The organism is Pantoea sp. ACRSB (assembly GCF_022346905.1).
Taxonomy (GTDB): domain Bacteria; phylum Pseudomonadota; class Gammaproteobacteria; order Enterobacterales; family Enterobacteriaceae; genus Pantoea; species Pantoea piersonii.
The window spans coordinates 677,965-699,911 of sequence record NZ_JAKRNL010000002.1 but is presented as its reverse complement, the minus strand read 5'-3'; the positions used below and the strand labels follow the sequence as shown (position 1 = coordinate 699,911).

Annotated in this window: 20 protein-coding genes and 2 pseudogenes; 15 read left to right on the top strand and 7 right to left on the bottom strand. The window is 52.1% G+C overall.

Annotated features, from left to right (window positions below):
- Positions 1 to 60 precede the first annotated feature (60 nt).
- From MHZ89_RS09740 to MHZ89_RS09670, 15 genes and pseudogenes are all read left to right on the top strand, one after another.
- Complete coding sequence (locus MHZ89_RS09740; RefSeq protein ID WP_311782831.1) at positions 61 to 333, top strand: hypothetical protein; 273 nt, start codon at positions 61 to 63, stop codon at positions 331 to 333.
- Positions 334 to 440: 107 nt separating this feature from the next.
- Positions 441 to 1,442 carry a T6SS immunity protein Tli4 family protein gene (locus tag MHZ89_RS09735; RefSeq protein ID WP_311782830.1) on the top strand — a complete coding sequence of 334 codons (1,002 nt, stop codon included), beginning with the start codon at positions 441 to 443 and terminating at the stop codon, positions 1,440 to 1,442.
- A 216-nt stretch (positions 1,443 to 1,658) separates the two neighbouring features.
- Positions 1,659 to 3,185, top strand: coding sequence for a hypothetical protein (locus MHZ89_RS09730; RefSeq protein WP_311782829.1), 1,527 nt, complete (start codon positions 1,659 to 1,661; stop codon positions 3,183 to 3,185).
- A 107-nt stretch (positions 3,186 to 3,292) separates the two neighbouring features.
- Entirely contained in the window at positions 3,293 to 4,276 is a 984-nt protein-coding gene (locus MHZ89_RS09725) for a T6SS immunity protein Tli4 family protein (protein ID WP_311782828.1), read from the top strand.
- A 304-nt stretch (positions 4,277 to 4,580) separates the two neighbouring features.
- A complete protein-coding gene (locus MHZ89_RS09720; protein WP_311782827.1) occupies positions 4,581 to 4,841 on the top strand; it encodes a T6SS immunity protein Tli4 family protein in 261 nt (86 codons plus the stop codon).
- Between the two features lie 114 nt (positions 4,842 to 4,955).
- On the top strand, positions 4,956 to 5,216 hold the full coding sequence (locus MHZ89_RS09715) for a PAAR domain-containing protein (protein WP_311782826.1): 261 nt from the start codon (positions 4,956 to 4,958) through the stop codon (positions 5,214 to 5,216).
- 4 nt (positions 5,217 to 5,220) lie between these two features.
- Positions 5,221 to 6,342: a hypothetical protein gene (locus tag MHZ89_RS09710; RefSeq protein ID WP_311782825.1), complete on the top strand. Its 1,122-nt coding sequence runs from the start codon at positions 5,221 to 5,223 to the stop codon at positions 6,340 to 6,342.
- Positions 6,339 to 9,788: an ImcF-related family protein gene (locus MHZ89_RS09705; protein ID WP_311782824.1), complete on the top strand. Its 3,450-nt coding sequence runs from the start codon at positions 6,339 to 6,341 to the stop codon at positions 9,786 to 9,788. The genes MHZ89_RS09710 and MHZ89_RS09705 overlap by 4 nt, the downstream gene beginning before the upstream one ends.
- Positions 9,788 to 11,389, top strand: a complete 1,602-nt coding sequence (gene tssA, locus MHZ89_RS09700) for a type VI secretion system protein TssA (protein WP_311782823.1) — start codon at positions 9,788 to 9,790, stop codon at positions 11,387 to 11,389. Before MHZ89_RS09705 ends, tssA begins: the two co-directional genes overlap by 1 nt.
- 219 nt (positions 11,390 to 11,608) lie before the next feature.
- Positions 11,609 to 13,419 (top strand): annotated as a pseudogene (gene tssF / locus MHZ89_RS09695) (type VI secretion system baseplate subunit TssF).
- The gene (gene tssG / locus MHZ89_RS09690; protein ID WP_311782822.1) at positions 13,383 to 14,468 is read left to right on the top strand and encodes a type VI secretion system baseplate subunit TssG; all 1,086 of its coding nucleotides are present in this window, start codon (positions 13,383 to 13,385) and stop codon (positions 14,466 to 14,468) included. Before tssF ends, tssG begins: the two are co-directional and overlap by 37 nt.
- Entirely contained in the window at positions 14,446 to 14,991 is a 546-nt protein-coding gene (tssJ, locus tag MHZ89_RS09685) for a type VI secretion system lipoprotein TssJ (protein ID WP_311782821.1), read from the top strand. Before tssG ends, tssJ begins: the two co-directional genes overlap by 23 nt.
- Positions 14,991 to 15,446, top strand: a complete 456-nt coding sequence (gene tssE / locus MHZ89_RS09680; RefSeq protein ID WP_311782820.1) for a type VI secretion system baseplate subunit TssE — start codon at positions 14,991 to 14,993, stop codon at positions 15,444 to 15,446. The genes tssJ and tssE overlap by 1 nt, the downstream gene beginning before the upstream one ends.
- A 14-nt stretch (positions 15,447 to 15,460) precedes the next feature.
- Positions 15,461 to 15,935 (top strand): annotated as a pseudogene (locus MHZ89_RS22680) (hypothetical protein).
- A 294-nt stretch (positions 15,936 to 16,229) separates the two neighbouring features.
- A complete protein-coding gene (locus MHZ89_RS09670) occupies positions 16,230 to 17,609 on the top strand; it encodes a VasL domain-containing protein (RefSeq protein WP_311782818.1) in 1,380 nt (459 codons plus the stop codon).
- 442 nt (positions 17,610 to 18,051) lie between these two features.
- Here the strand turns inward: MHZ89_RS09670 and MHZ89_RS09665 are convergent, their stop codons facing one another.
- The 7 genes from MHZ89_RS09665 to MHZ89_RS09635 form a co-directional block, all read right to left on the bottom strand.
- Positions 18,052 to 18,246, bottom strand: coding sequence for an excisionase (locus tag MHZ89_RS09665; RefSeq protein ID WP_311782817.1), 195 nt, complete (start codon positions 18,244 to 18,246; stop codon positions 18,052 to 18,054).
- Between the two features lie 364 nt (positions 18,247 to 18,610).
- Complete coding sequence (locus tag MHZ89_RS09660) at positions 18,611 to 18,868, bottom strand: hypothetical protein (RefSeq protein ID WP_311782816.1); 258 nt, start codon at positions 18,866 to 18,868, stop codon at positions 18,611 to 18,613.
- 35 nt (positions 18,869 to 18,903) lie between these two features.
- Positions 18,904 to 19,653 carry a hypothetical protein gene (locus MHZ89_RS09655; RefSeq protein ID WP_311782815.1) on the bottom strand — a complete coding sequence of 250 codons (750 nt, stop codon included), beginning with the start codon at positions 19,651 to 19,653 and terminating at the stop codon, positions 18,904 to 18,906.
- Between the two features lie 2 nt (positions 19,654 to 19,655).
- Positions 19,656 to 20,243 (bottom strand): hypothetical protein, encoded by a 588-nt coding sequence (locus tag MHZ89_RS09650; protein WP_311782814.1) that lies wholly within the window; start codon positions 20,241 to 20,243, stop codon positions 19,656 to 19,658.
- Positions 20,240 to 20,521: a hypothetical protein gene (locus MHZ89_RS09645; protein WP_311782813.1), complete on the bottom strand. Its 282-nt coding sequence runs from the start codon at positions 20,519 to 20,521 to the stop codon at positions 20,240 to 20,242. Before MHZ89_RS09645 ends, MHZ89_RS09650 begins: the two co-directional genes overlap by 4 nt.
- A 33-nt stretch (positions 20,522 to 20,554) precedes the next feature.
- The gene (locus MHZ89_RS09640) at positions 20,555 to 21,586 is read right to left on the bottom strand and encodes a phosphoadenosine phosphosulfate reductase family protein (RefSeq protein WP_311782812.1); all 1,032 of its coding nucleotides are present in this window, start codon (positions 21,584 to 21,586) and stop codon (positions 20,555 to 20,557) included.
- Between the two features lie 2 nt (positions 21,587 to 21,588).
- Positions 21,589 to 21,939 carry a hypothetical protein gene (locus MHZ89_RS09635; RefSeq protein WP_311782811.1) on the bottom strand — a complete coding sequence of 117 codons (351 nt, stop codon included), beginning with the start codon at positions 21,937 to 21,939 and terminating at the stop codon, positions 21,589 to 21,591.
- Positions 21,940 to 21,947: the final 8 nt, after the last annotated feature.

Here is a 21,947-nt window from a genome sequence, read left to right as displayed (position 1 = left end):
ACTGCAATTACTGATGCCTGGCTGGGTGAATAAAAGCAGATCCCGGCACCGAGGCCGGTTATGGGCGTACCGCTGGAGCTTCCCGTTTATCGCCATGCAGCAGGGAACACGTTTGAATTGACCTCGTCCGGCAGCGCCGGGGACGGAACCGTACCAGTACGGGCCGGCAGGATTAGATTTGCCGGGATCCGCTCTCTGCTTGCGACTGAAGTAGATCATGAAGGTGCCTATGCCGTGGGGGATACCAATGTGGAAAACGGTCTTTCCGTTGCGATGAAGTTCACGTTACGCTCGATTATAAAAATGGTTGGGGAGGTCACCTCATGCGGGTAAGGCATTTATGGATGGGATTTCTTGTTGTCGTCCTTATTCTCTCTACAGTTTTCTGGTTGCTCACCCGTTCGTGGCCGGTAGCCCCCTTAACGGCAAAGGAAAAACAAATGACGGATAAACTATTTGAACAGACCAGACCTCAGTGCATTGGCCGCTATCTTTTTGATGTGCCCGCTTCATTCAATAACGCTGACGTAGGGCAGGTAAAGATCAATGAAATGCGAATTGCCAGCAAGCGGCTGTATCCTCCGGCGTTTGCACAACGTATCCGGTTACGAGAACAGGAATTAAAAAATAGTCCTACAGTTGATCCCGAAGACCGTCCTTATCTGAAACAGGTATACCGAATAAATAATAATACAGTCATTTTTGATCGAAATAAAAACGGGAGTGTTCCTGGGTTTGGGAGAGTTCTTGAAGGGCATCTTTATAGTAATGGCGTGGCATTCATCGTAACAACTGAGATTACTGACCTGTCCGATCCAAAATATAAAAAGGACAGAGAGGATTATATAAATAGTGGTTCGAAGGAAAGCGATTTAAACGATAAGCCTCAAAAGCTGGCAGAAATGCAAAGCCTGCTATCCAGATTAGAGGGAAGAAAGGATGAAGAAGTGCCAACACTGCCTGGTATCTGTATTCCGGAAGGGTTTATTAGTGATTCGGAGGTCATATCGAACGATGTTATCGATATTATATATAACAGTGATGATTTTGGCCTTATTGTTAACAGTGATAATACCCTTCGAAAATCTGAATCGCTCTTAGAAAGGTCTGATGAAATCAATCCTGCCCTCATCAGAGTTGGCGCACACACTCTGAAGAAAGGGGCAGTAAAACTACCGGAGATAAATGCAGAAGAGTGGCTGATGAAAGGCAAACAGGATATCTATCATCCGATAGAGAAAATAGTTCCTGCTTACAGATTCGCCTTTTATGGCAATGAGGATATTGCCGACTCAAGGCATCCGGTATTTTCCGTTGAGTTGAATAATTCTGGTTTGGAAACGAAAACCTATATGGATTCACAGCTGGTTGATATCTGGGACAGGATCACCAGAACGTTCAGGTATCGAACTGGATCAGCTCCGGGAAACACCAGGCAGTAAATGTATCTTAAATAAGAGAGAGGTCTAAAAATATTTCAGATGCTGGTTTTAATTTTGAGATAACCACCTGCTGCTAATCTACAGGATCCCATAAATTGAAACTGCAATTACTGATGCCTGGCTGGAGTGAATAAATGTAGTGGATACAGGTTATTCCGGTTTCCTGATTTTGTGGCCCACTACAGATAAATTGTGGTTCGAGGGAGAAAAATAACCATGACTCAAGCAGCAAAAAACGAGATCGTGATCCGACCAGAATATGATGAAAATGGCCGAGCGTACTACAACCTGCCTAATGGCAGAGCGGAAGATAATCTGGTGGTTGCCTGTCCTAAGGTGGCGGAAAAGGTGATCCCGGTTATTTTTCTGCCGGGAGTCATGGGGTCGAATCTTAAAAAGATAAAATCCCCTGATAAGGTCTGGCATGCAGACATGTATCAGGGCGTAGATGCGCTGGCATGGCTGTCTAGGTCAAAAGAACAAAGAAAAGCCTTGCTGGATCCTCTTACCACCGAAGTCGATTTAACGGGAAAGATACTTTACGACGATATTGACGGCAGAGGGTTTCCCTCCAGAGCGGCCCGTGGCTGGGGCAGTGCGCTTTACAAAAGCTATGGTGAATCTCTCCATGTGCTTCAGTGCACGCTGAATGACGGTCATATTCTGATTGATAACCTGATCAATGGCACCCGCAGGCGAACGCCCCGCCAGTTACTGATTGGTGAAAATTTAGGTGCAGAGAAAGGCGAAGATGCGCTGACTGAGCCTGAGGTCAGGCGGAGTTATGATTACCTTTTTCCCGTGCATGTTTTTGGCTATAACTGGCTGCAGTCAAACGCTGATTCGGCCGCGTCTCTCGAGCGATATATCAGTGAGACTTTAGGCACTTATCACGGCAGGCTTGCTGTCAATAAAGTCATTCTGGTCACTCACTCCATGGGGGGCCTGGTGGCCCGACATTATTCAGAACAAATGAACGGCAGAGACAATATCCTGGGTATTGTTCACGGCGTTATGCCTGATCTGGGATCGCCGGCGGCGTATCGCCGAATGAAGACCGGAGAGCGGGGTATTGTCGGAGCGGTAATTGGCGCTGACGCAGCAAACCTGATGCCGGTACTGGCCCAGTCGCCCGGCCCTCTGCAACTGCTGCCGGGTAAAGCCTACGGGCCGGGTTGGCTGAAAATTAACGGCACGGTAAATATGAATAAGCCGGAGTCTGACCCTTACACGGAAATTTATCTGAATGAAAATGACTGGTGGCGGCTGTGTGAGAAAGAATTGCTGCTGGATGATATAGAAATTGAATGGAGTAATTATGTTAATCGCGTTACTTATACGACTTATGATTTTATTGAAAATTTAAACGGCAAATATCATCCCAATACCTGTGCATTTTATGGTGCCAGTGAAAAATACCCTTCAGACGATCATCTGATATGGCAGCAGATCCCGGCACCGAGACCGGTTATGGGCGTACCGCTGGAGCTTCCCGTTTATCGCCATGCAGCAGGGAACACGTTTGAATTGACCTCGTCCGGCAGCGCCGGGGACGGAACCGTACCAGTACGGGCCGGCAGGATTAGATTTGCCGGGATCCGCTCGCTGCTTGCCACCGATGTCGATCATGAAGGTGCCTATGCCGTGGGGGATACCACTACGGAAAACGGTCTTTCCGTTGCGATGAAGTTCACGTTACGCTCGATTATCAAAATGGTCGGGGAGGTCACCTCATGCGGGTAAGGCATTTATGGATGGGATTTCTTGTTGTCGTCCTTATTCTCTCTACAGTTTTCTGGTTGCTCACCCGTTCGTGGCCGGTAGCCCCCTTAACGGCAAAGGAAAAACAAATGACGGATAAACTATTTGAACAGACCAGACCTCAGTGCATTGGCCGCTATCTTTTTGATGTGCCCGCTTCATTCAATAACGCTGACGTAGGGCAGGTAAAGATCAATGAAATGAGAATTGCCAGCAAGCGGCTGTATCCTCCGGCGTTTGCACAACGTATCCGGTTACGTGAACAGGAATTAAAAAATAGTCGTACAGTTGATCCCAAAGACCTTCCTTATCTGAAACAGGTATATCGGATAAATGAAAATGCGGTCATTTTTGATCGTAATGTAAATGAAAGTGTGGCAGGAGGAATGCGGGTTTTAGAAGGGCATCTGTATAGCAAAGGGGTTGCATTCATCATATATGCAGAATTCTTAGATCATACAAATCCTAAATATTTTGAAAAGAAAAATATGTTAAAAAATGCGGGGTTGAGTGAATCTAGCCTAAATAATAAGCCTCAGAAGCTGGCTGAAATGCAAAGCCTGCTTTCCAGATTAAAGGGAAGAAAGGATGAAGAAGTGCCAACACTGCCTGGTATCTGTATTCCGGAAGGGTTTATTAGTGATTCGGAGGTGATATCGAACGATGTTATCGATATTATATATAACAGTGATGATTTTGGCCTTATTGTTAACAGTGATAATACGCTTCGAAAATCTGAATCGCTCTTAGAAAGGTCTGATGAAATCAATCCTGCCCTCATCAGAGTTGGCGCACACACTCTGAAGAAAGGGGCAGTAAAACTACCGGAGATAAATGCAGAAGAGTGGCTGATGAAAGGCAAACAGGATATCTATCATCCGAAAGAGAAAATAGTTCCTGCTTACAGATTCGCCTTTTATGGCAATGAGGATATTGCCGACTCAAGGCATCCGGTATTTTCCGTTGAGTTGAATAATTCTGGTTTGGAAACGAAAACCTATACGGATTCACAGCTGGTTGATATCTGGGACAGAATCACCAGAACGTTCAGGTATCGAAAAGGTACGTTCTGAGTCAGTTATCAATAGTAGGAATACCCAGTATTGAGTGAATATGGAATGGGAGAGATATACGGACATCAGCAAATATGATGTCATAAAGTATATAGAAAATTTAAACGGAAAATATCATCCCAATACCCATGCGTTTATTGCCACTGGCCCGACGGCAAGGGAACGGGAAGACATCTCCGGTGGGCTTTAAAGTAAATCAATGAAAAAATATGAGAATTACTCTTTCCGCCGACAGCTTTACCCGTGAAAAAGACACGGTGCTAGAGAGAGCAGGTGAGTAGAGGGTAACCTGTACCGTGGTCATGTGGAAAGAAAAGGGACCTTTAGTGATAACGGGCTGCAGGCCCAGGAGTTTCTGGCAACGGGTTTACAGGTATCTCAGGACGAGCCGCGTTTCGGCTTTGTTATGTTTATCATTGAAATGACAGCCAGCTACAAAACCCCCAATTTTATTCTGACCCTGGGGAATGATTCCATGCCGCCGATCTCCTACAGCAAGGAGGAAATTATCGCATTCTGGGACACGATCAGCCGAATTGTACACATGCGCCCCGGCTCGTTTTGAGTATATATTTTCACACGGCGGAAATTAAAAGTATATCGATAATAATTAAGTGGGATGCTGCCTTAGTCGCAAACCATCATATTGTCGTAAATTAATTTTCAAAGAGAGGATGATATGTTTGGAATTGTTTGCCTGGGTGATGATACCACCCATGGTGGAAAGGTTATTACCGCGTCGTCGACTATGTTTATCAATGGTATTCAGGTTGCCCTGGTCGGTGATTTGGTTTCTTGCCCGGAACACGGAGTCAATCCGATAAAAGAAGGAGATCCAGGAGCATCAGAAAAGGGGGTGAACGTTGTTGTTAATAACTGCGCTTGTGCCTGTGGGTGCAGAGTGATTAGTTCACACATCGAAAATACTATTGAGTCTTAATATTATGTGGCCTATCCCCGAAGTACCCGAAAAAAGTACAATTGCCAGCTTGTCATACAAACGATGGGGGATTGTTCTTATTTTTATGTTAATGGTTTGTTCTGTTTTAGGTTTTTCTTTGTGGGGAACTGAGGCATATAAGAAAATAGTATTTCTCCTGCTACTCCCGGCATTTTTCATATGGTTATGTCTTTTTGGCGCAGCGCTAAACCGTTATGAACAGTCAAGGATCGCTCTTTCTGCCTGGAAAGAGGAAACTGACAGAACTAAGGCTTTCTGGCAACACTGGAGTCGACAGCAGTTGTCAGTAGTTGGAAATGTAATCCTTACTCCTGAGGAAAAAGGGGCTGCGAGTTTTCTTGGGCCTCTGTCTGATATTCCAGCATATCCGGATAAAGTCAGGCCGTTGTCACATTCCTGGGGTTCCCTCCGTGTTTTGTCTGATATGATCGATAAACAGCTTGAGCAACAGTATCCTGGTTATCGGAAATATTTGCATACTATTTATGTATTACAACCCTCCGGTTGGGACAAAAAGAGTGTAAGCCAGATTATTCTTTCACAATGGGATCTACTTCCTGAAGTAAATTGTTCCGTTGAGTGTATTGGAAAATTCCATGACAACGTTAATTTTGATGGTTTGATATTAGTTCTTAGCTTTCAATGCTGGTTGACAGGTCTCCCGAAGCAATCCAGCGAAATGGTTTCTGCCCAGCTTATATCATCCTCCATTTTTTCCAGGCGACATGCTGTACCAGTACTTGCTGCATTAGGCCGTGTTATGCCTGTGGAAAATGACAATCTTGAAAAAGATTTAGAAATGCTTTTTGAATACAATCGAATTGATAAGCGTGATTTACGCCATGTCTGGCTTTCTGGCATTCCTGCGGAAGTTACTTCAAAATTAATGCAGTATGCCGATCGATGTCAGTGGAAACTTCCAGCGAAACATCCTTTTTATTTAATTGATTTTTCTTTTGGTCCTCCTGGTGAAATGATATTCCCTGTTTCACTCGCATTGTTGGTTGACGCGGCTCAAAAGACTGAAGCTAACCAATTATTAATTATTCAGGCATCACCTCAGTCCAGACTGCTTTGTTTGATTGCTCGGGAACTTTACTTATGACACAGGAAAAGGAATTACAGCCGGTACGTTATGGATTTTGGGGGTATCTTTTTTTAATTGTTGGCCTTGCTGGTATAACGGCATTTTTACTGTTTATTAATCAAGATGCCTTGCTTAATTATGGACTGACATATCGCCAAATTTGGTCGGTATGGGGTGGTGTATTTGGTTTTTTGTTCTTAGGAACTATTTGCTCTCCTTTTTATTGGCGATGGAAGCAAAGAAAACAACAACTCATTTATTTACCACCGGATCCCTTGGGTGCTGAAACTAAACCAATTCCTGATGTGATCACAACCCTCAGAGATTATACTGACTTAAAACAGCTTCTTAATCTTCGTTATGGTGTCCTTTGGCGACGCAAAGTCCGCCTGCTGCTGGTCACTGGCAATGAAGCCGCTATAGAGCAACTGGTTCCTGGCCTGCAGGAAAACCAGTGGCTTGAAGGCAGCCGTACCGTTCTGATTTACGGCGGCAGTCTGACTGCTGAACCGGATAAGGAGAAATACACCGCGCTGCGTAAACTGCGTCGCGGTCGTCCTCTGGACGGAATAATTCGCGTCGTACCGCAGTCGCTTAACCTCACCTCTCAGATTAGTGACAACGATTTACGCGGACTGGAAAAAATCAGTGAGTTGCTGCGTTATTCTGCGCCGGTCTGGCTGTGGCAACTGTGTGACAGCAAATGGACGCAGGAGAAACGTACTGAACAGGCGGTAGGAGCCAGCTTCCCGCTGCGTGCCAAAGCTGACGATATTACCCGTCAGCTTGAGTTGATGCTGCCTGCATTGCGCATGCAGGGGATGAGTCAGGTCATTGAGAACAACGGCAACGACTTCCTGCTGCGCCTGGGCCAGCACCTCAAAGACGGCGGTATCATCCGCTGGACTCAACAACTGGTGCCATGGTTGGCTGCCTCCCAGCAGCGTGTTCCGCTGCGTGGTCTGATGTTCAGCCTGCCGGACAGTCACCCTCTTCATACGTCTGAGGGAACAGCCGACCCTGAGAAATATATCCCCGAATCACAACGCCATGCCCTGATCCTGTCGGCAACCTGGCAGGGCATCGTGGATGACTGCACTCGCGTGCGTGGCCGCCGTGTCGGTATGGCCTGGGAGCAGACCCTTGCCTGGACACTGATGACGATCATTAGTGTCTGGGGGGCAGGAATACTGTTGTCGTTCGCGGTCAACCGCATGCAGATAGTTTCTGTTGCCGGGCAGGCTCATGCCCTGGTGGAGCATCCTTCTGTATCGGATTACCAGCTGACGGCCCTGCATACGCTGCGTAATGATGCCGGCCGTCTGCAGCACCGTATTCAGGAAGGTGCGCCATGGTATCAGCGCTTCGGGCTGGACCATAACCAGCAGTTGCTCGACGCGATGCTGCCCTGGTACGGCGTGGCGAACAACCGCCTGATACGCGACCCGGCGAATCAGGCGCTGACACAGAAACTCAACGCTTTGGCAAATTCTGCCCCCAACAGTGACCAGCGAGCACAGCTGGCGAAACCCGGTTATGACCAGCTGAAAGCCTGGCTGATGATGGCCCGGCCGGATAAAGTCGACGGCGCGTTTTACGCACAGACTCTGAAAGCCGTGCAGCCGACGCGAATGGGTATTTCTACTGGCCTGTGGCAAAGCCTGTCGCCGGATTTGTGGGCCTTCTACATTACCGAACTGCCAAAGCAGCCGCAGTGGAAGATCACCCCTGATGCCCAACTGGTCAGCCAGAGCCGCCAGGTGCTGCTGCAGCAAATTGGCCGACGCAATGCGGAAAGCACCCTGTATAAAAATATGCTCAAATCGGTGCGCCGTAACTTTGCCGATGTCTCTCTGGAAGACATGACTAACGGCACCGATGCCCGGCGTCTGTTCACTACCGATGAAGTGGTGCCGGGCATGTTCACCCGCCAGGCGTGGGAAGGGGGCGTTCAGCAGGCTATCGAAAAGGCCGCAAATTCCCGCCGGGATGAAATTGACTGGGTACTGAGTGACAGCCGGCAAGCGGTTTCCTCAGACCTGTCGCCTGAAGCCCTAAAAGCACGTCTGACGCAACGTTACTTCACTGACTTTGCCGGCAGTTGGCTGAGCTTCCTCAACAGCCTGCGACTTAACCCGGCAAACAACATTGCTGACGTGACCGACCAGCTGACGCTGATGAGTGATGTCCGCCAGTCGCCGCTGATTGCCCTGATGAATACCCTCGCCTGGCAGGGACAGACCGGCCAGCAAAGCGAAGGTCTTTCGGACTCCATCATCAAATCGGCTAAAGATCTTGTAGGTGGAAAAGATAAACCTGCGATTGACCAGTCTGCGTCAGGGCCGCAGGGACCGCTGGATGAAACCTTTGGCCCGCTGCTTCAGCTTCTGGGTAAAAACAAAGGCAGCAACGTCATGTCGGCTGACAACTCCCTGAGCCTGCAGACGTATCTGACCCGCATCACCCGCGTGCGTCTGCGACTGCAACAGGTGGCCAGCGCTTCTGATCCGCAGGCGATGATGCAGACCCTGGCGCAGACCGTGTTCCAGGGCAAAAGCGTGGACCTCACCGACACCCAGCAATATGGCAGTCTGATTTCGGCAAGTCTTGGCGAGGAGTGGAGCGGATTTGGCAGCACAATGTTTGTGCAGCCGCTGACCCAGGCCTGGGAGACGGTGCTTCAGCCGTCGGCAGCCAGCCTGAATGATAAATGGAGCCGCTCGGTTGTTGCGAACTGGCAAACTGCCTTTGACGGACGCTTCCCGTTTGCCGCCAGCAAAAGTGATGCTTCTTTGCCGATGCTGGCTGAATTTGTGCGTAAGGACAGCGGACGTATAGAGCGCTTCCTGACGACAGAGCTCAACGGTGTGCTGCACAAAGAGGGCAGCCAGTGGGTGCCGGATAAGGTCAACAGCCAGGGGCTGAATTTTAACCCGGCCTTCCTGCGGGCCATTAACCAACTGAGCCAGCTGTCAGATATTCTGTTCACCGATGGCAGCCAGGGCATCAGCTTTGAGCTGCAGGCGCGTCCTGTGCCGCAGGTGGTAGAAACCCAGTTGACCATTGATGGACAAAAGCTGCACTACTTTAACCAGATGGCCGACTGGCAAAGCTTCCGCTGGCCGGGAGATACCTACAAGCCGGGTACGATGCTGACCTGGACCACGGTCAATGCCGGTGCGCGTCTGTTCGGGGATTACAGTGGAACCTGGGGCTTCATTCGCTGGCTGGAACAGGGCAAGCGTGCGCAGCTTGACCGTAGTCAGTGGATGATGAGTTTCACTGCCCCTGATGGCCGGACTTTGCAGTGGGTGCTGCGCTCACAACTCGGAAAAGGTCCGCTGGCGCTGCTGGACCTGCGTGGTTTTACGCTGCCGGATCAAATATTCAGCGTCGACAGCGCGGCCACCGCGCAGGCGCTGATGGTTAATACGGGAAGCAATGACATGGAGGGAGTTGAATAATGAGCACCCTGCAGAATTTGGTTGCCGCCTGTCAGGCTGACGATGCTCGGCTGCGACAACAGGCGCAGACACGCACGGAAAACTGGCAGCCCTGGCTTGCTCCGGTAAGCGTTACCAGTCCGACCGGGGAAGACCCGAGATATGACGATGATTTTCAGCTTATCCGCGAAGAGGTTAATAAGCTTTCCGGCATTGATACCGAACTGATATGCACGCTTGCCGAAAAGTTACTGACCACCGGGGCCAAAGATATCCGGGTTGCGACTTATTACTGCTGGGCGCGCCTTCACCAGGATGGCGAAGCCGGCTTTGCCGAAGGGCTTGAACTGCTGGCGGGATTACTGCAGCTCTACGGCATGCAGCTTCACCCGCAGCGGGCTCGCAGCCGCAAGGCCGCACTGGAATGGCTCAGCGGTACCCGTGTGCTGGACAGTTTGTCACTGTATCCGGAGGTCGTACGCGAGGATGCACAGCGTACCGCCGGGGCGCTGCTGCTCATCACTGACAGTCTGGAGACAGAGCCGGAAGCATCACGGGCAGAGCTGAATGCTCTTTACAGCGCACTGGAGTCTCGCCTGATGAAGGCTGGTGGTGTGGATGCTGTGGTACCGCAGAACGCAGGTAATAAGGCACAGTCACAGACCTCCACGCATACTGCCGAGTCTGACGCGCCGGTTCTGAGCCGCATTACCTCTGGTCAGGATTTGCTGGCCCAGGCCCGTACACTGACGGAATATCTGCGTGAGCAGCCTGATGGCTGGCTCGCCGCACACAGGCTGATGAAAAGCCTGCGTCATGACACCCTGAGTGCTATTCCGGCCCCGGATGCCGAAGGGAAAACGCGCATCGAACCGCCGCGCGCTGACCAGCGTGCGATGCTGAAACGCCTGTATCTGCAGCAGAGCTGGCTGGAGATACTGGAGCAGGCGGACAGCACCTTCTCGCGTGGCGCCAATCACCTCTGGCTGGATTTGCAGTGGTATATCCATCAGGCTCTGATGAAATCGGGGCAGGATGTACTGGCCGACATCATCGCCGCAGACCTGAAAGGGCTGCTGCGCCGCCTTACCGGGCTAGAAACTCTGGCCTTTAATGACGGTACGCCGTTTGCCGATGAGGTCACGCTGAACTGGATAAATCAGAGCGTGCTGGACGACATGTCCGGCTGGCGGGATGAGCCGGTCAGTGCCGCCAGCATGATTGACAACGATATCCTGGCCCTCGAGCCAGAAGCGCTGGAGAAAGCCGACAATGAGGGACTGGACGCCACCCTTTACTGGCTCCAGACCCGCCCTGGTGCCGACTCCACAAAAGACAAATGGCTGCTGCGTCTGGTGATGGCTCGTGTAGCTGAGCAGAAGGGCAAGAATGAACTGGCCCTGCATCTGTTGGGAGAGCTCGACAGTGCCGCACAGTCAATCACCCTCACGCAGTGGACACCGGCGCTGTTGTTTGAAGTGAAATCACGTCGCCTCAGACTGCTGCGTATGAAAGCCACACGTAGTGAAACCGATAAATCACGACTTCAACCCGAGATGGATTTGCTTCTGTCCGGCTTGGTTGCGCTCGATCCGGCAAGCAGTGCAGTGCTTTGCGGTTGAATGGTTGATGAACTCAGGATGTGAAAAATGGCGAAAGGTTATTATCTGGTAAAGGGTGACATGACCACCTGCGGCGCAAAATTTATCCCTTCCCGGCATGAACGTACTTACGGTGGATAATCACACTGCCACTCATCGTGATGTTCCTTCATCACAGACTGAACATATTACAGGGATCCGTTGTGCCCTGAATCCCGGAATAACAAAGCAAAAATAAATATGGATGACTTAACCCTACGTTATTACGACGCTGAAATGCGCTACCTGCTGGAAGCCGGTGAAGAGTTTGCCCGCGCTCACCCCGAGCAGGCGGCAATGCTCAACCTCGATAAAGCGGGCGCGCGCGACCCCTACGTGGAGCGCCTGTTTGAAGGTTTTGCCTTCCTGATGGGACGGCTGCGTGAGAAGCTTGATGACGATCTGCCCGAACTGACCGAAGGGCTGGTCAGCCTGCTGTGGCCGCATTACCTGCGCACCATACCGTCAATGTCGGTGGTGGAGTTCACCCCTGACTGGCGTGAGATGAAAGAGCAGATGCGCATCGTCAAAGGCTTTGAGGTGAACTCGCGGCCGATCGGTGAGAAGGGCACGCGTTGCCGGTACACCACCACCAAAGAAATCACCCTTCAGCCGTTGTCGCTGGAGCACGCCCGCCAGTCGACTGACCCTGACGGACGTTCGGTCATTAGCCTGCGGTTTAACTGCAGCCACCTTGCTGACTGGAGCCGTGTCGATCTCAGCCAGATCCCGTTCTACTTCAACGCGGATGCACCGCTGGCCTGCGCCATGCATGAAGCTTTTACCATGAACGCGGCGCGTCTCTGGCTGCGGATGCCGAGTGACATGGACAGAAGACCGCTCGACGGGTATTTCACTGCGCTGGGATTTGGCGACGATGACGACCTGTGGCCGAGGGGAAGCAGCAGCTTTAGCGGCTACCAGCTGTTGCTGGAGTACTTCACCTTCCGTGAGAAATTCATGTTCACGGGGCTGCGTGGGCTGGAGACCGTAGCCTTTCCGGCTGAGCTCCCATGGTTTGAAATCGACGTGGTGCTGGCGGAGCGCTGGGAGCATGACTTCAGCTTTACCGAAAAGCATCTGCGCCTGAACTGTGTGCCGGTGATTAACCTGTTCCCGCTGGAATCCGATCCGCTGACGCTCAACTCCCTGCAGACCGAATACATGCTGCGTCCGATGCGCGTGCAGGATGGTCATACCGAGATTTACACCGTGGATTCGGTGATGTCATCGAGCCATCATACCTACGTGCCGTTCTCCAGCTTCCGCCACAAGGGGGGGATGATGCGCCATGAAGCCCCGGAATATTACTACCACACCCGCGTGCGCCGCAGTCCGTCCGGGCTGCATAACACCTGGCTTATCCTCGGCGGTGAAGCGTTTGATAACCACACGGTGCCGGAGGATGAAAGCCTGTCACTGACGCTCACCGGCACCAACGGCCAGTTGCCACGACGAGCACTGCAGAGCACGGTGCTTGATACGGTAATGAAAACCACCTCGACCACTATTGCTGTCCGTAACCTGTGTGCGCCGACGTTACCCTGTTATCCCCCGGCACAGGATCGTTTCCACTGGCGTGTGCTGAGTCATCTTGGGAGCGGCTTCCTGTCGATGATGGATAATGCCGACGTGCTGCGTGGCACCCTGGCGCTGTACGAGTGGACTGACAGTGAGATGAACCGCCGTCGTCTGGAAGCCATCATTGACGTTAAGCACAGTGAAACCGAGCGTTTTGAGCAGGGCTATCTGGTACCATCATTGACGTTAAGCACAGTGAAACCGAGCGTTTTGAGCAGGGCTATCTGGTACGCGGCGTGCAGATAGAGGTGACGCTGGACAGCCACGGCTTTGCCGGGCGCGGCGATATTTGCCTGTTTGGCGAGATGCTGAGCCGCTTCTTTGCGCTCTACACCGATATCTATCTCTTTAACCGCCTGATTATCATCCTGCAACCGACTGGAGAGCGCCTGGAATGGGAAGAGAAGCACAACCGCCGTATTCCCGGCTGACCCCGCGGCTGGAGGCTAACCTTAACCGGATAAACTTTTACCGTTTCTGCCAGCTGCTGGAGAAACTGAATCCGGCCCGGCCGCTGATGGGCTCTACCAGCCATCCCGGTGACGACCCGGTGCGCTTTGTGCCGCATCCCGGGATGGGCTTTCCGGCGAGCGAACTCAAAGCCGTTGAGTATGACGAAGAGGATGAAGGTAAACCACCGCTTATCCGCACCACGTTTATGGGCATGTACGGCGTTGATTCGCCGCTACCGACCGCCTATCTCGATGACATCACCCAGCGTCGCGAAGGGCATGAGGCACTACAGGGTTTTCTGGATATCTTCAGCCACCGCATCCTGACGCAGTTTTATCGTATCTGGCGAAAATATTCCTACCCGGCCACATTCGAGCCTGGCGGGACTGACAGCATCTCGCAGTCGTTGCTGGGCCTGGTGGGGCTGGGCATTCCAGGCACCGCAGAGCAAATCGCTACTCCGGTATCCCGTTTTCTGTCGCTGCTTGGCGTTCTGCAGCAGCCCGGTAAAACCCAGGAGGGGATACAGGCCCTGGTGAGCCTGCTGGCACCTGACACGACGGTCCAGGTGAGCCCGTATTGCCTGCGCCCGGTGGAGGTCAGCCAGCCGCTGGGCTTTTATGGCGATGATGATTTTCTTCTCGACGGTAATACGCCGCTGGGTGACGAAGCGATGGATGCCAACAGCCAGCTGCTGATTGCACTCAAGACGGATAACGAACAGGAAGCGCAGGGCTGGAAGCCGGACGGTCTGTTGTATCAGGACTTTCTGGTGATGCTGCGGGTGTATCTGGGCTGGCGCTTCAAGGCAAAAATCACCCTGACTACCCGAACCCGACTGCTGGCCGCTCCACCGCTCGGCGAAGGCCCCTTCTGGCTTGGGATGAATGGCGTGCTGGGCGCGGAAGACGAAGCCTTCCCGGACGATATCCCGCAGACCTTTACGACGGAACTGGGCTATTACACTGGCCTTCAGCCCGCGATACCACAACAAGGAAACCGACGTGTTACGTATAAATTTACCTAAAACAGCGCGCTGGCTGTTACCCCTGCTGGCATTCAGTCTGGTGGGTTGTGGGGTGACGCAGGGCATCACCGATGGCACCAAATCAGCCTTTAACGCCGTGTTCTACAAAAAGATTAAGGTGCTGCACCTGGATTTCACCGCCCGTGAAGCACTGAATACCGATTCCCGCGAGAGTGACTCGCTGTCTGAGTCGGTGGTTATTCGTGTCTATCAACTGAAAGACCGTAAAACCTTCGACAAAACGGTCTACCAGCAGTTGCTGAAAGACGGGGAGGGCATTCTGAAAGCTGACCTGCTGGCAAGCCGTGATGTGGTGGTGAAGCCGGGCGGTGATGCGAACCTGAATATGCCGATGGAGGTGGATGCACAGTTTGTGGCGGTGGTGGGTCTGTTCCGTCACCCGGATATGGTCAACAACACCTGGAGGCTGGTGATAGGGCGCGAAGACCTTGACCCGGATAAGCCGCGCATTCTGGAAGCCGGTAACAACCATCTGACGCTGCAACCTCTCAAGGACGACTGATGCCCCAGGGACACCACACACCTTCACTGTATGAAATGCTGACCGGCAACTTCACCGGCGGCCTCGATCTCCATCAGGTCAGTGAACAAAATCAGGTGATTTTGTCCGTGCTCGATAACATGCAGCGCATCCTCAACTGTCGCGCTGGCACGCTGGCGCATCTGCCGGACTATGGCCTGCCCGATATGACCAGAGTTCTCCAGGGCATGCCGGGTACCGCCCATGAGCTGATGGGCACCCTGTCGGCTGTTCTGCTCAAATATGAGCCGCGTCTGAAAAAAATAGCCGTTGTCCTGCTGGAGCAGAACGTTCCCGGTGAACTACGTTACGCCATTGATGCCGAGCTTAAGGGCATTGGCCTCGTGCGTTACGGAACCGAGTTTATGCCCGAGGGGCGAGTGATGCTGAGACACCTGAGGCAACAGCAGTATCTCAACGCAGCAACCCGCATGTAAGGCCAGATAACACCTTGTCAGTAAAATCAAAGTTTCTCGAAAAACTGCAGGCCCAACAGCCTGCTCCGGCTTCATCTGTCAGCAAGACTCAAGCTGATATCGCAGAGCTTTGCCTGCGAATAACGCAGCTTCAGGAGCAGATGGGCGCGTGGCTGGTGGGCACCGGACTGAATGTGGAGACGCTCACTCAATACAACCGTTACGGACCTGCTGGTTGAGGGGGGAACATTTGATATTGCGACCCTCGTTCTGCGTATCGACGACCGGTCTGTAAAATTTGTGCCGACATTCCTTTATGGTCAGGGTGTAACCCGGTGTGTGGAGACGACCTTCCATAAGGGAGGGCTCGTGACGCCTCTGGGGCGATTATTTATGCGGTATGGAATGGTGAACAAGTGGACTTTACTCCGCCAGGGGCTTTATCCCGTCATGGGCAGGTTTTTGATGAAAGCACGTTTTTTTGGTTTGATTCTGGCGCTCCTTCCATAGCGGAACCGGAATGAGTAATAGTTTGTTTACCTGTCAGTCATTGCATATTGACATGGAGAAACACTCAAAGCTGACGGGGAAAATCCCGAAATAAATTACAGTGTTCGCACTCTTGTTGAACGTTGGAGTGGGGCAAAGGTTATATTTTATAAGGCAATTTTTTCTTTATTGGCGCTGTGGTTTGTTTCATCGGCCATGGCCCTTTATAAGACTCTTGGTTAATCAAGCTGAAAGTGAAACCGCACAAACACTAATAGCTCCACAGCATTAGACTCCTCGAATGGACAACTGGTCATGAATGATATCCCCACGCGTAAAATAAAAACCGGCGGTGACCCACGCATGCTGGCGGATTATGCCGCCCTGCGTGATGAACTGAGCAAGCTGACACATCCGGCTCGCCCGGATGTGAACTGGCGTTATGTCGAAAAACTCTGCCTCTCACTGTTTGAGCAGAACGGAGTGGATTTACAGACTGCGGCCTGGTACACCCTGGCCCGTACGCAACTGGCCGGCTTATTCGGACTCAATGAAGGGCTGACGATACTTGAGGCATTGATAAACCATCAGTGGGGGGCACTGTGGCCTCAGCCAGCCCATGCCCGGATGGAAATCCTCAGCAGTCTGAGTCAGCGCCTGCAGCAACGAATGCGTTCGCTCCCGCTGAATTACAGTGACCTCAGCCAGTTGTATCGGGCAGAGCAGTTGCTTGCCGCTCTGGGAGAGGTGCTGCAGCGTCTGGAGCTTAAGCATCTGAGCCAGCTCGATACGTTGCGTACTCAGATGCACAACAGTGCTGTCCGGCTGGAAAACAGCGATGGCATTACCAGCACCGGGTCGAATATTCAGCCTGGTATGGTGTTGCCTGCCACCGTGATGAATGCTGCGACAGCAGCCTCGAGGGACCTTACTGGCTGCCCTGCTGAAGATACGCCAGAGAGTGCAGTGAAGTGGGTTTACGTTGCGCAGCCGGAACAGCAGCCGAACGTGGAAGTGCTGGCAGCTATGCCCACTCCGATAAAAAAATGGAAATCCTTCTCCGCCGGGATGTGTACAATGCTGATGATAACCACCGTCTCAGTGTGGGGCTGGCATTTTCTTCACCGGCCAGACCCTCTACAGACTCAGCTTGCTGCTTCTCTGGCTCCATTCCCTGCACCCCTCGCGCCTGAGCAGATTGATGTGTTGCGCCAGCAGATCCCGTTGCCGCAGGACTTTATCGCCCGGACACAGCAGCAGGTTGCACGGCTGGATAAATTGCCTCCTGACTGGAATATTGCATACAGCAGAAAACTCATCAAACAGGCTCAGTCGTTGTGGCCGGAGCAGGTTAAACCTCTGACACAACAATGGCAGCAACAGGTTAACGCCTCAGCATTGTCAACTGATGCAATGAATGGATGGCATGAGGGGATGCTCAAATTGCAGGAGCTGGCGACACAGCTCAATACCCTGGATAGGCAAAAAGGAAAGTATATTACCGTCAGCGAGCTGAAATCAAAGGTGTTTGCTGCTACCCAGGCATTCAGTAAAACAGTGCCCGTTGAAGAACAGCTACGGCAGATGAGCATTCTGGAAAACTCAGGGATGATTCCGGCCGCGCAAAAAATCCAGACAGAGCTGCGCCTGAAGCAGCTAATCACTAGCTACTCGACGGTGACGGCAGGCCAGTAGTCTGTTACCCGCATTCTGTTAGTGTGAAAAAAATATACTGGGTTGATCAGATTACTGTCCCTGCCTGCTGACAGCATTTGCAACAGAGCTATCACCGGAGTAAGGATAAGATCCGATGTCAGAGAAGACGGGCGAGGCCGAAACCATCTGTCCCCATGGACGGTCATTTAAGGTCATTTTTGGGGCCTCATTTTTCATTAAACAGGATAAGCCCCCCACTAAGGCCCCCAAACGTTTATTGATTCACGTTGAAATGGGTAGATATCAGTTGTCGTCGCATAGCCAGAATAGAGGGTTTATCAATGATTATAAGAGGGTTTTATTGAATTAGGTAAATGTCAGGAGAGGTGTGTATGGTGTCCCCTGCAGACATCTAACTCAGCACGTAAGGGGTTGCGCCATATAGAGTTTCTCTGCATCTGAAAATAATTTACCCAGATATTTACCCATTGCAGCCGGAGATGAGCTTGTTTTTGAACTCGATGTGATCGCGATATTTCCAGCGAGAGCGGCCGCTGATTTTGATGGGCTTGCAGAGTGTACCGTCTTTCACGCGGTCATAAATGAAGGTCTTGCCGAAACCAGTATCGGCCATGATGAATTTCAGGTCAACGAGTGTGTCGTCACGCAATTCCATATCTACTCCTTATACGGCCAGTTCCAGGCCACAAAAATGGCAATAAAAAAGACGAGCCACAGAGTGAACTCGCCTTGTGTGATGTCGCTGATGCTATTCATGCGACTGAGCGTTGCTTGGCCGCCCACCTCGCTCGCTCATCGTCCTGCCTGCATTCTGCCGAGCAGTAATGCCCCTTGCTTATCGTCTCCTCGCAGTAGTGGCATTTGCCGGTGAACTCAACCGCCGGCCGCGGGCGATTAGCCAGCGCCACTGCTATCAACTGCTGCTCGCGTTCTGCTGCTTCATCTATCGGATCTGGATGTGTCATTTCGGTTTCCTATAGGCAATAAAAAACCGCCTCAATGGGCGGTCATCTCTGTAACTATTTTCGTCGCGCTCTGTCCTGTTCATCGCAGAACTTCTCATACGCGAACACGAAGGCTGCATTCTCGCTATCGAACAGCCTGTCGGTTAACCGCACCCAGTCGTTGCCTACGCGCTCCAGCACATCCCACTTATCGCGGCGCGGCCAGATGACGAAGCGCACCGGATCGTAACGGTGGAAAATCTCGTGCTTAGTTAGCTTATCACCCTTATCGAGCATGTAGAACGCTGCGCCGGCGCTAACGAATTTGCGCATATACTCACCAGTAAACTGTATATGCGAACAGTATATCAGAGGGTGTCAGATGGGGAAGGCGCTGCTGCCAACATGTCTTCATAGACTTCACGCGCCATATCGCCGGTAACGCAGCCGCCTTTCCCCGCCAAAACCATTTCCTGCGTCGGCACAACCGGCACCAGCTTCCAGCCTTCGGGCGCCAGCTCCGCCAGGTTGATAGCGGGCGCGGCGCGGGTGAATAGCGGGATAACTTCAGGGTTAAGTAGGGGATTCGGCATCCACTCAATTTTGCCGCTTTGCTGAGTAACGTAGTTTCCGCCCAGCCCATAAGCAGCCGCTTTCTCACTGTCACGGAATAAGCAGTTTTCATTGATTAATTTCTCAGGCTCACCACGACTGTTTTTAAACCTCAAGGCGTACAAAACAGGCTCCTGCTTCTCCAGATCTGCCAGCTTCGCCTCTGCCTCTTTCGCGCGCTCACACCAAAGATGCATAGCCTGCAAAGTGTCGTCGTGGATATCCTTTTCAACTTCCAGCTCCGCCTCTGCTGCGTCTGCGCGCTGCTCAAGCTCAGAGATTCTCTTGAGCAGTTCAGTGACAACCCCCACGTGGTGCTCTTCTCTTTCCAGAAGCGCTTCGCCGCATTGCCCCCGCTCCAGCGCCCGGAATGCTTCGGCAATGGCGAGGATGGCATCAGGACTTGCAGCCAGAGTAAATTTCTCTCCAATGCTAAACGCTTCCTTGCGTGTTTCAGCATCCATCATTGCTTGAGCAAGCTCAGCTAACTCATTCAGCTTTTCCATAATCACCCCTCCACCTTGTATCCGGCGGCGCGGATGGCGTCGGCACACTCGCCGATTGCTTCATTCCGCGACTTAATTTTCTGGTTCTCCAGCAGGTGATTCGGGTAAACCTCCTGCGTGTACTTCGGCAGCTTCACAGGCTGCGGCGCGGTGGCATTCAGGCTATCCGAAATCTGTTTGCGACGAGAGTTCACTGCCTTGTTAAACCCCTCGTTGTCGCCAGAGTCGCCGAAGTTAAATCCCGCCCGCATACCCGCTATATATGAACTGTCGCATAGCGGGCATTCGCTATAGTCAGGCGCTGTTTGGGTCGGGGCGGGCGGCGCGGTGTAGAGGATTCGACGCCTGTCAGAAGGCTCTTTGCTGAAATAGTCAGGATTGCAGTCTGCCCATTCGACATATCCATCTTTGTCAGGGTTATTTGCGATGAACTGATAAACAGGCTCCGCCGTCAGCGACGCCAGCGCGATTTCTGCAACCTTCCCCTTTGCCACGGTTCTGTATCCTGCGGCTGGCTTCTCTCCTTCAGCGATTAATCTGCGGCACTCTGCCGCCAAGTCATTTCTCTGCTCTTCGGTAAGTTGCATCATGATTTAAGCCCCTCTGCCACGGTCAGCTTCGGCCAATTTTCTGCGTTAACAAACAGCCAGGCATCAACAAGGCCGGTATAGAGGTCGCAATTCAATATGAATGCAGCGACGCCGCCATCCGTAACAACCTCAACTTCCTGAAGGCACTTTTCCCTGTCATGCTCGCGCGTTGTGATAGCGGTGACATTGCGCAGGTTGATAAGGTGCCTCTGGCCTTTGCTGTCATCTACAAGCACTACAGCTGCGCGTCCGCCTTCAAATAACACCTGCTGCTTCATCTTTATCTCCTGTGCCGCTGAGCGGCGAAATAGTCATTCACACACGCCCAGGTAAACGCTGCTGCAGACGTTCTTGTCATCCATCGCACCCAGCATGTCGAACTGTCGTCCGCCGCGGGTTGTCAGTGCCCAGTCCCGGTATGTCTCTATACCGTGAGAATCAAGGCTCACCTTCGTGCCATCACCCTCAGATCTCATCGGATCGAGCGTTGACGGGAAGAACGCCGCATTACCTCTCTTTGAACATTGGGCTACGATGCGTTCCCATTCAGCAACGCGGCTGATTTCCTCCGGCCAGCGCGTGAATATCTCAGCCAGTTCGGCCTTGTTTACATTGACACATGGCATACACCCGACACGGCTGCATCCTTGCTGATACAGTGGGTTCGGCTTTATTCCGTGGCGCCTCGCAAGGGCAAAAACGTCATCATGCGTCCATTTTAAAATGGGACGGTAAAGCGCGAGGTTTGGGCCGATATCGAATCCTTCCTCCCACTCAGCAAGCAGGGCGCGCTTAGGCGACTCCTGTGCCCGGACGCCCTGCCAGCTCACTACTTTTTTCCCTGAAGTGATGATTGGCTGAACCACTTGCTGATCCATCGGTATTTGCTTCAGCTCGAAGGTGCAGAATTTACGCATTGTTGAAGGGAAGGTGCCTTTCCAGATGCACATGTCGAGGAACGGGTTGCCAGATGGCTTAAGCGCCCTGAGTGCTCGCTGAATGGTCTTCGCTGACTCTTCAGTGCTAAATCCAAGCTTCTCCAGCGAGGCGGGCCATTTCTCCGCAACGAACTGTCTCTTACCTTCAATCTGACGCGTGAAATCAGCTTTGACACGTCGTAGCGGGCCCAGTTTCGATTCCAGATAACCGAGGTATTCCATTGTCTGCGCGTGCTCATGCCCCGTGTCAGCGAACGCAGCCTCGAACTCTACGCCTGACTCGATCGCCAGCAGCCACTGCGCCAGGCTGTCCTTTCCTCCCGAAACGGTAACAAGGTTCATGACGTTATTTTCATAGCAGCGAGGGTCTGCCCTGAAGGCTTCTAATTTCTTTGCTGTGTTCATGGTTACTCCTGCCTGATAGCCCCACCGAGACCAAGTCGAGCCGTTTTGTAATCGAGCCAGAACACCTGAGGCGTTGTGACGATGATGCGAGGCAGAGGAGGGCGCACTGACGTATCCAGCGCCACCTTCCTCAACCAGCTCTCTTCCATGAGCTGATACTTCCTTTCTGGCGTTAACCGGCGCTGATGCTCCTCTCCCCGCTTAGCCGCTTCCATTGCAGCTACAGCTGCTAAGGCAACCTGCTGACACTTCCTTTCGCGCGGCGTCATCTGCTTTGTGCGCCACAGAAACCTTTCCTTTTGTATTTCTGACAGACGTGCGTAATGCGCCGATTCAAGCGGTGTTAGAGTCATACAGGTGC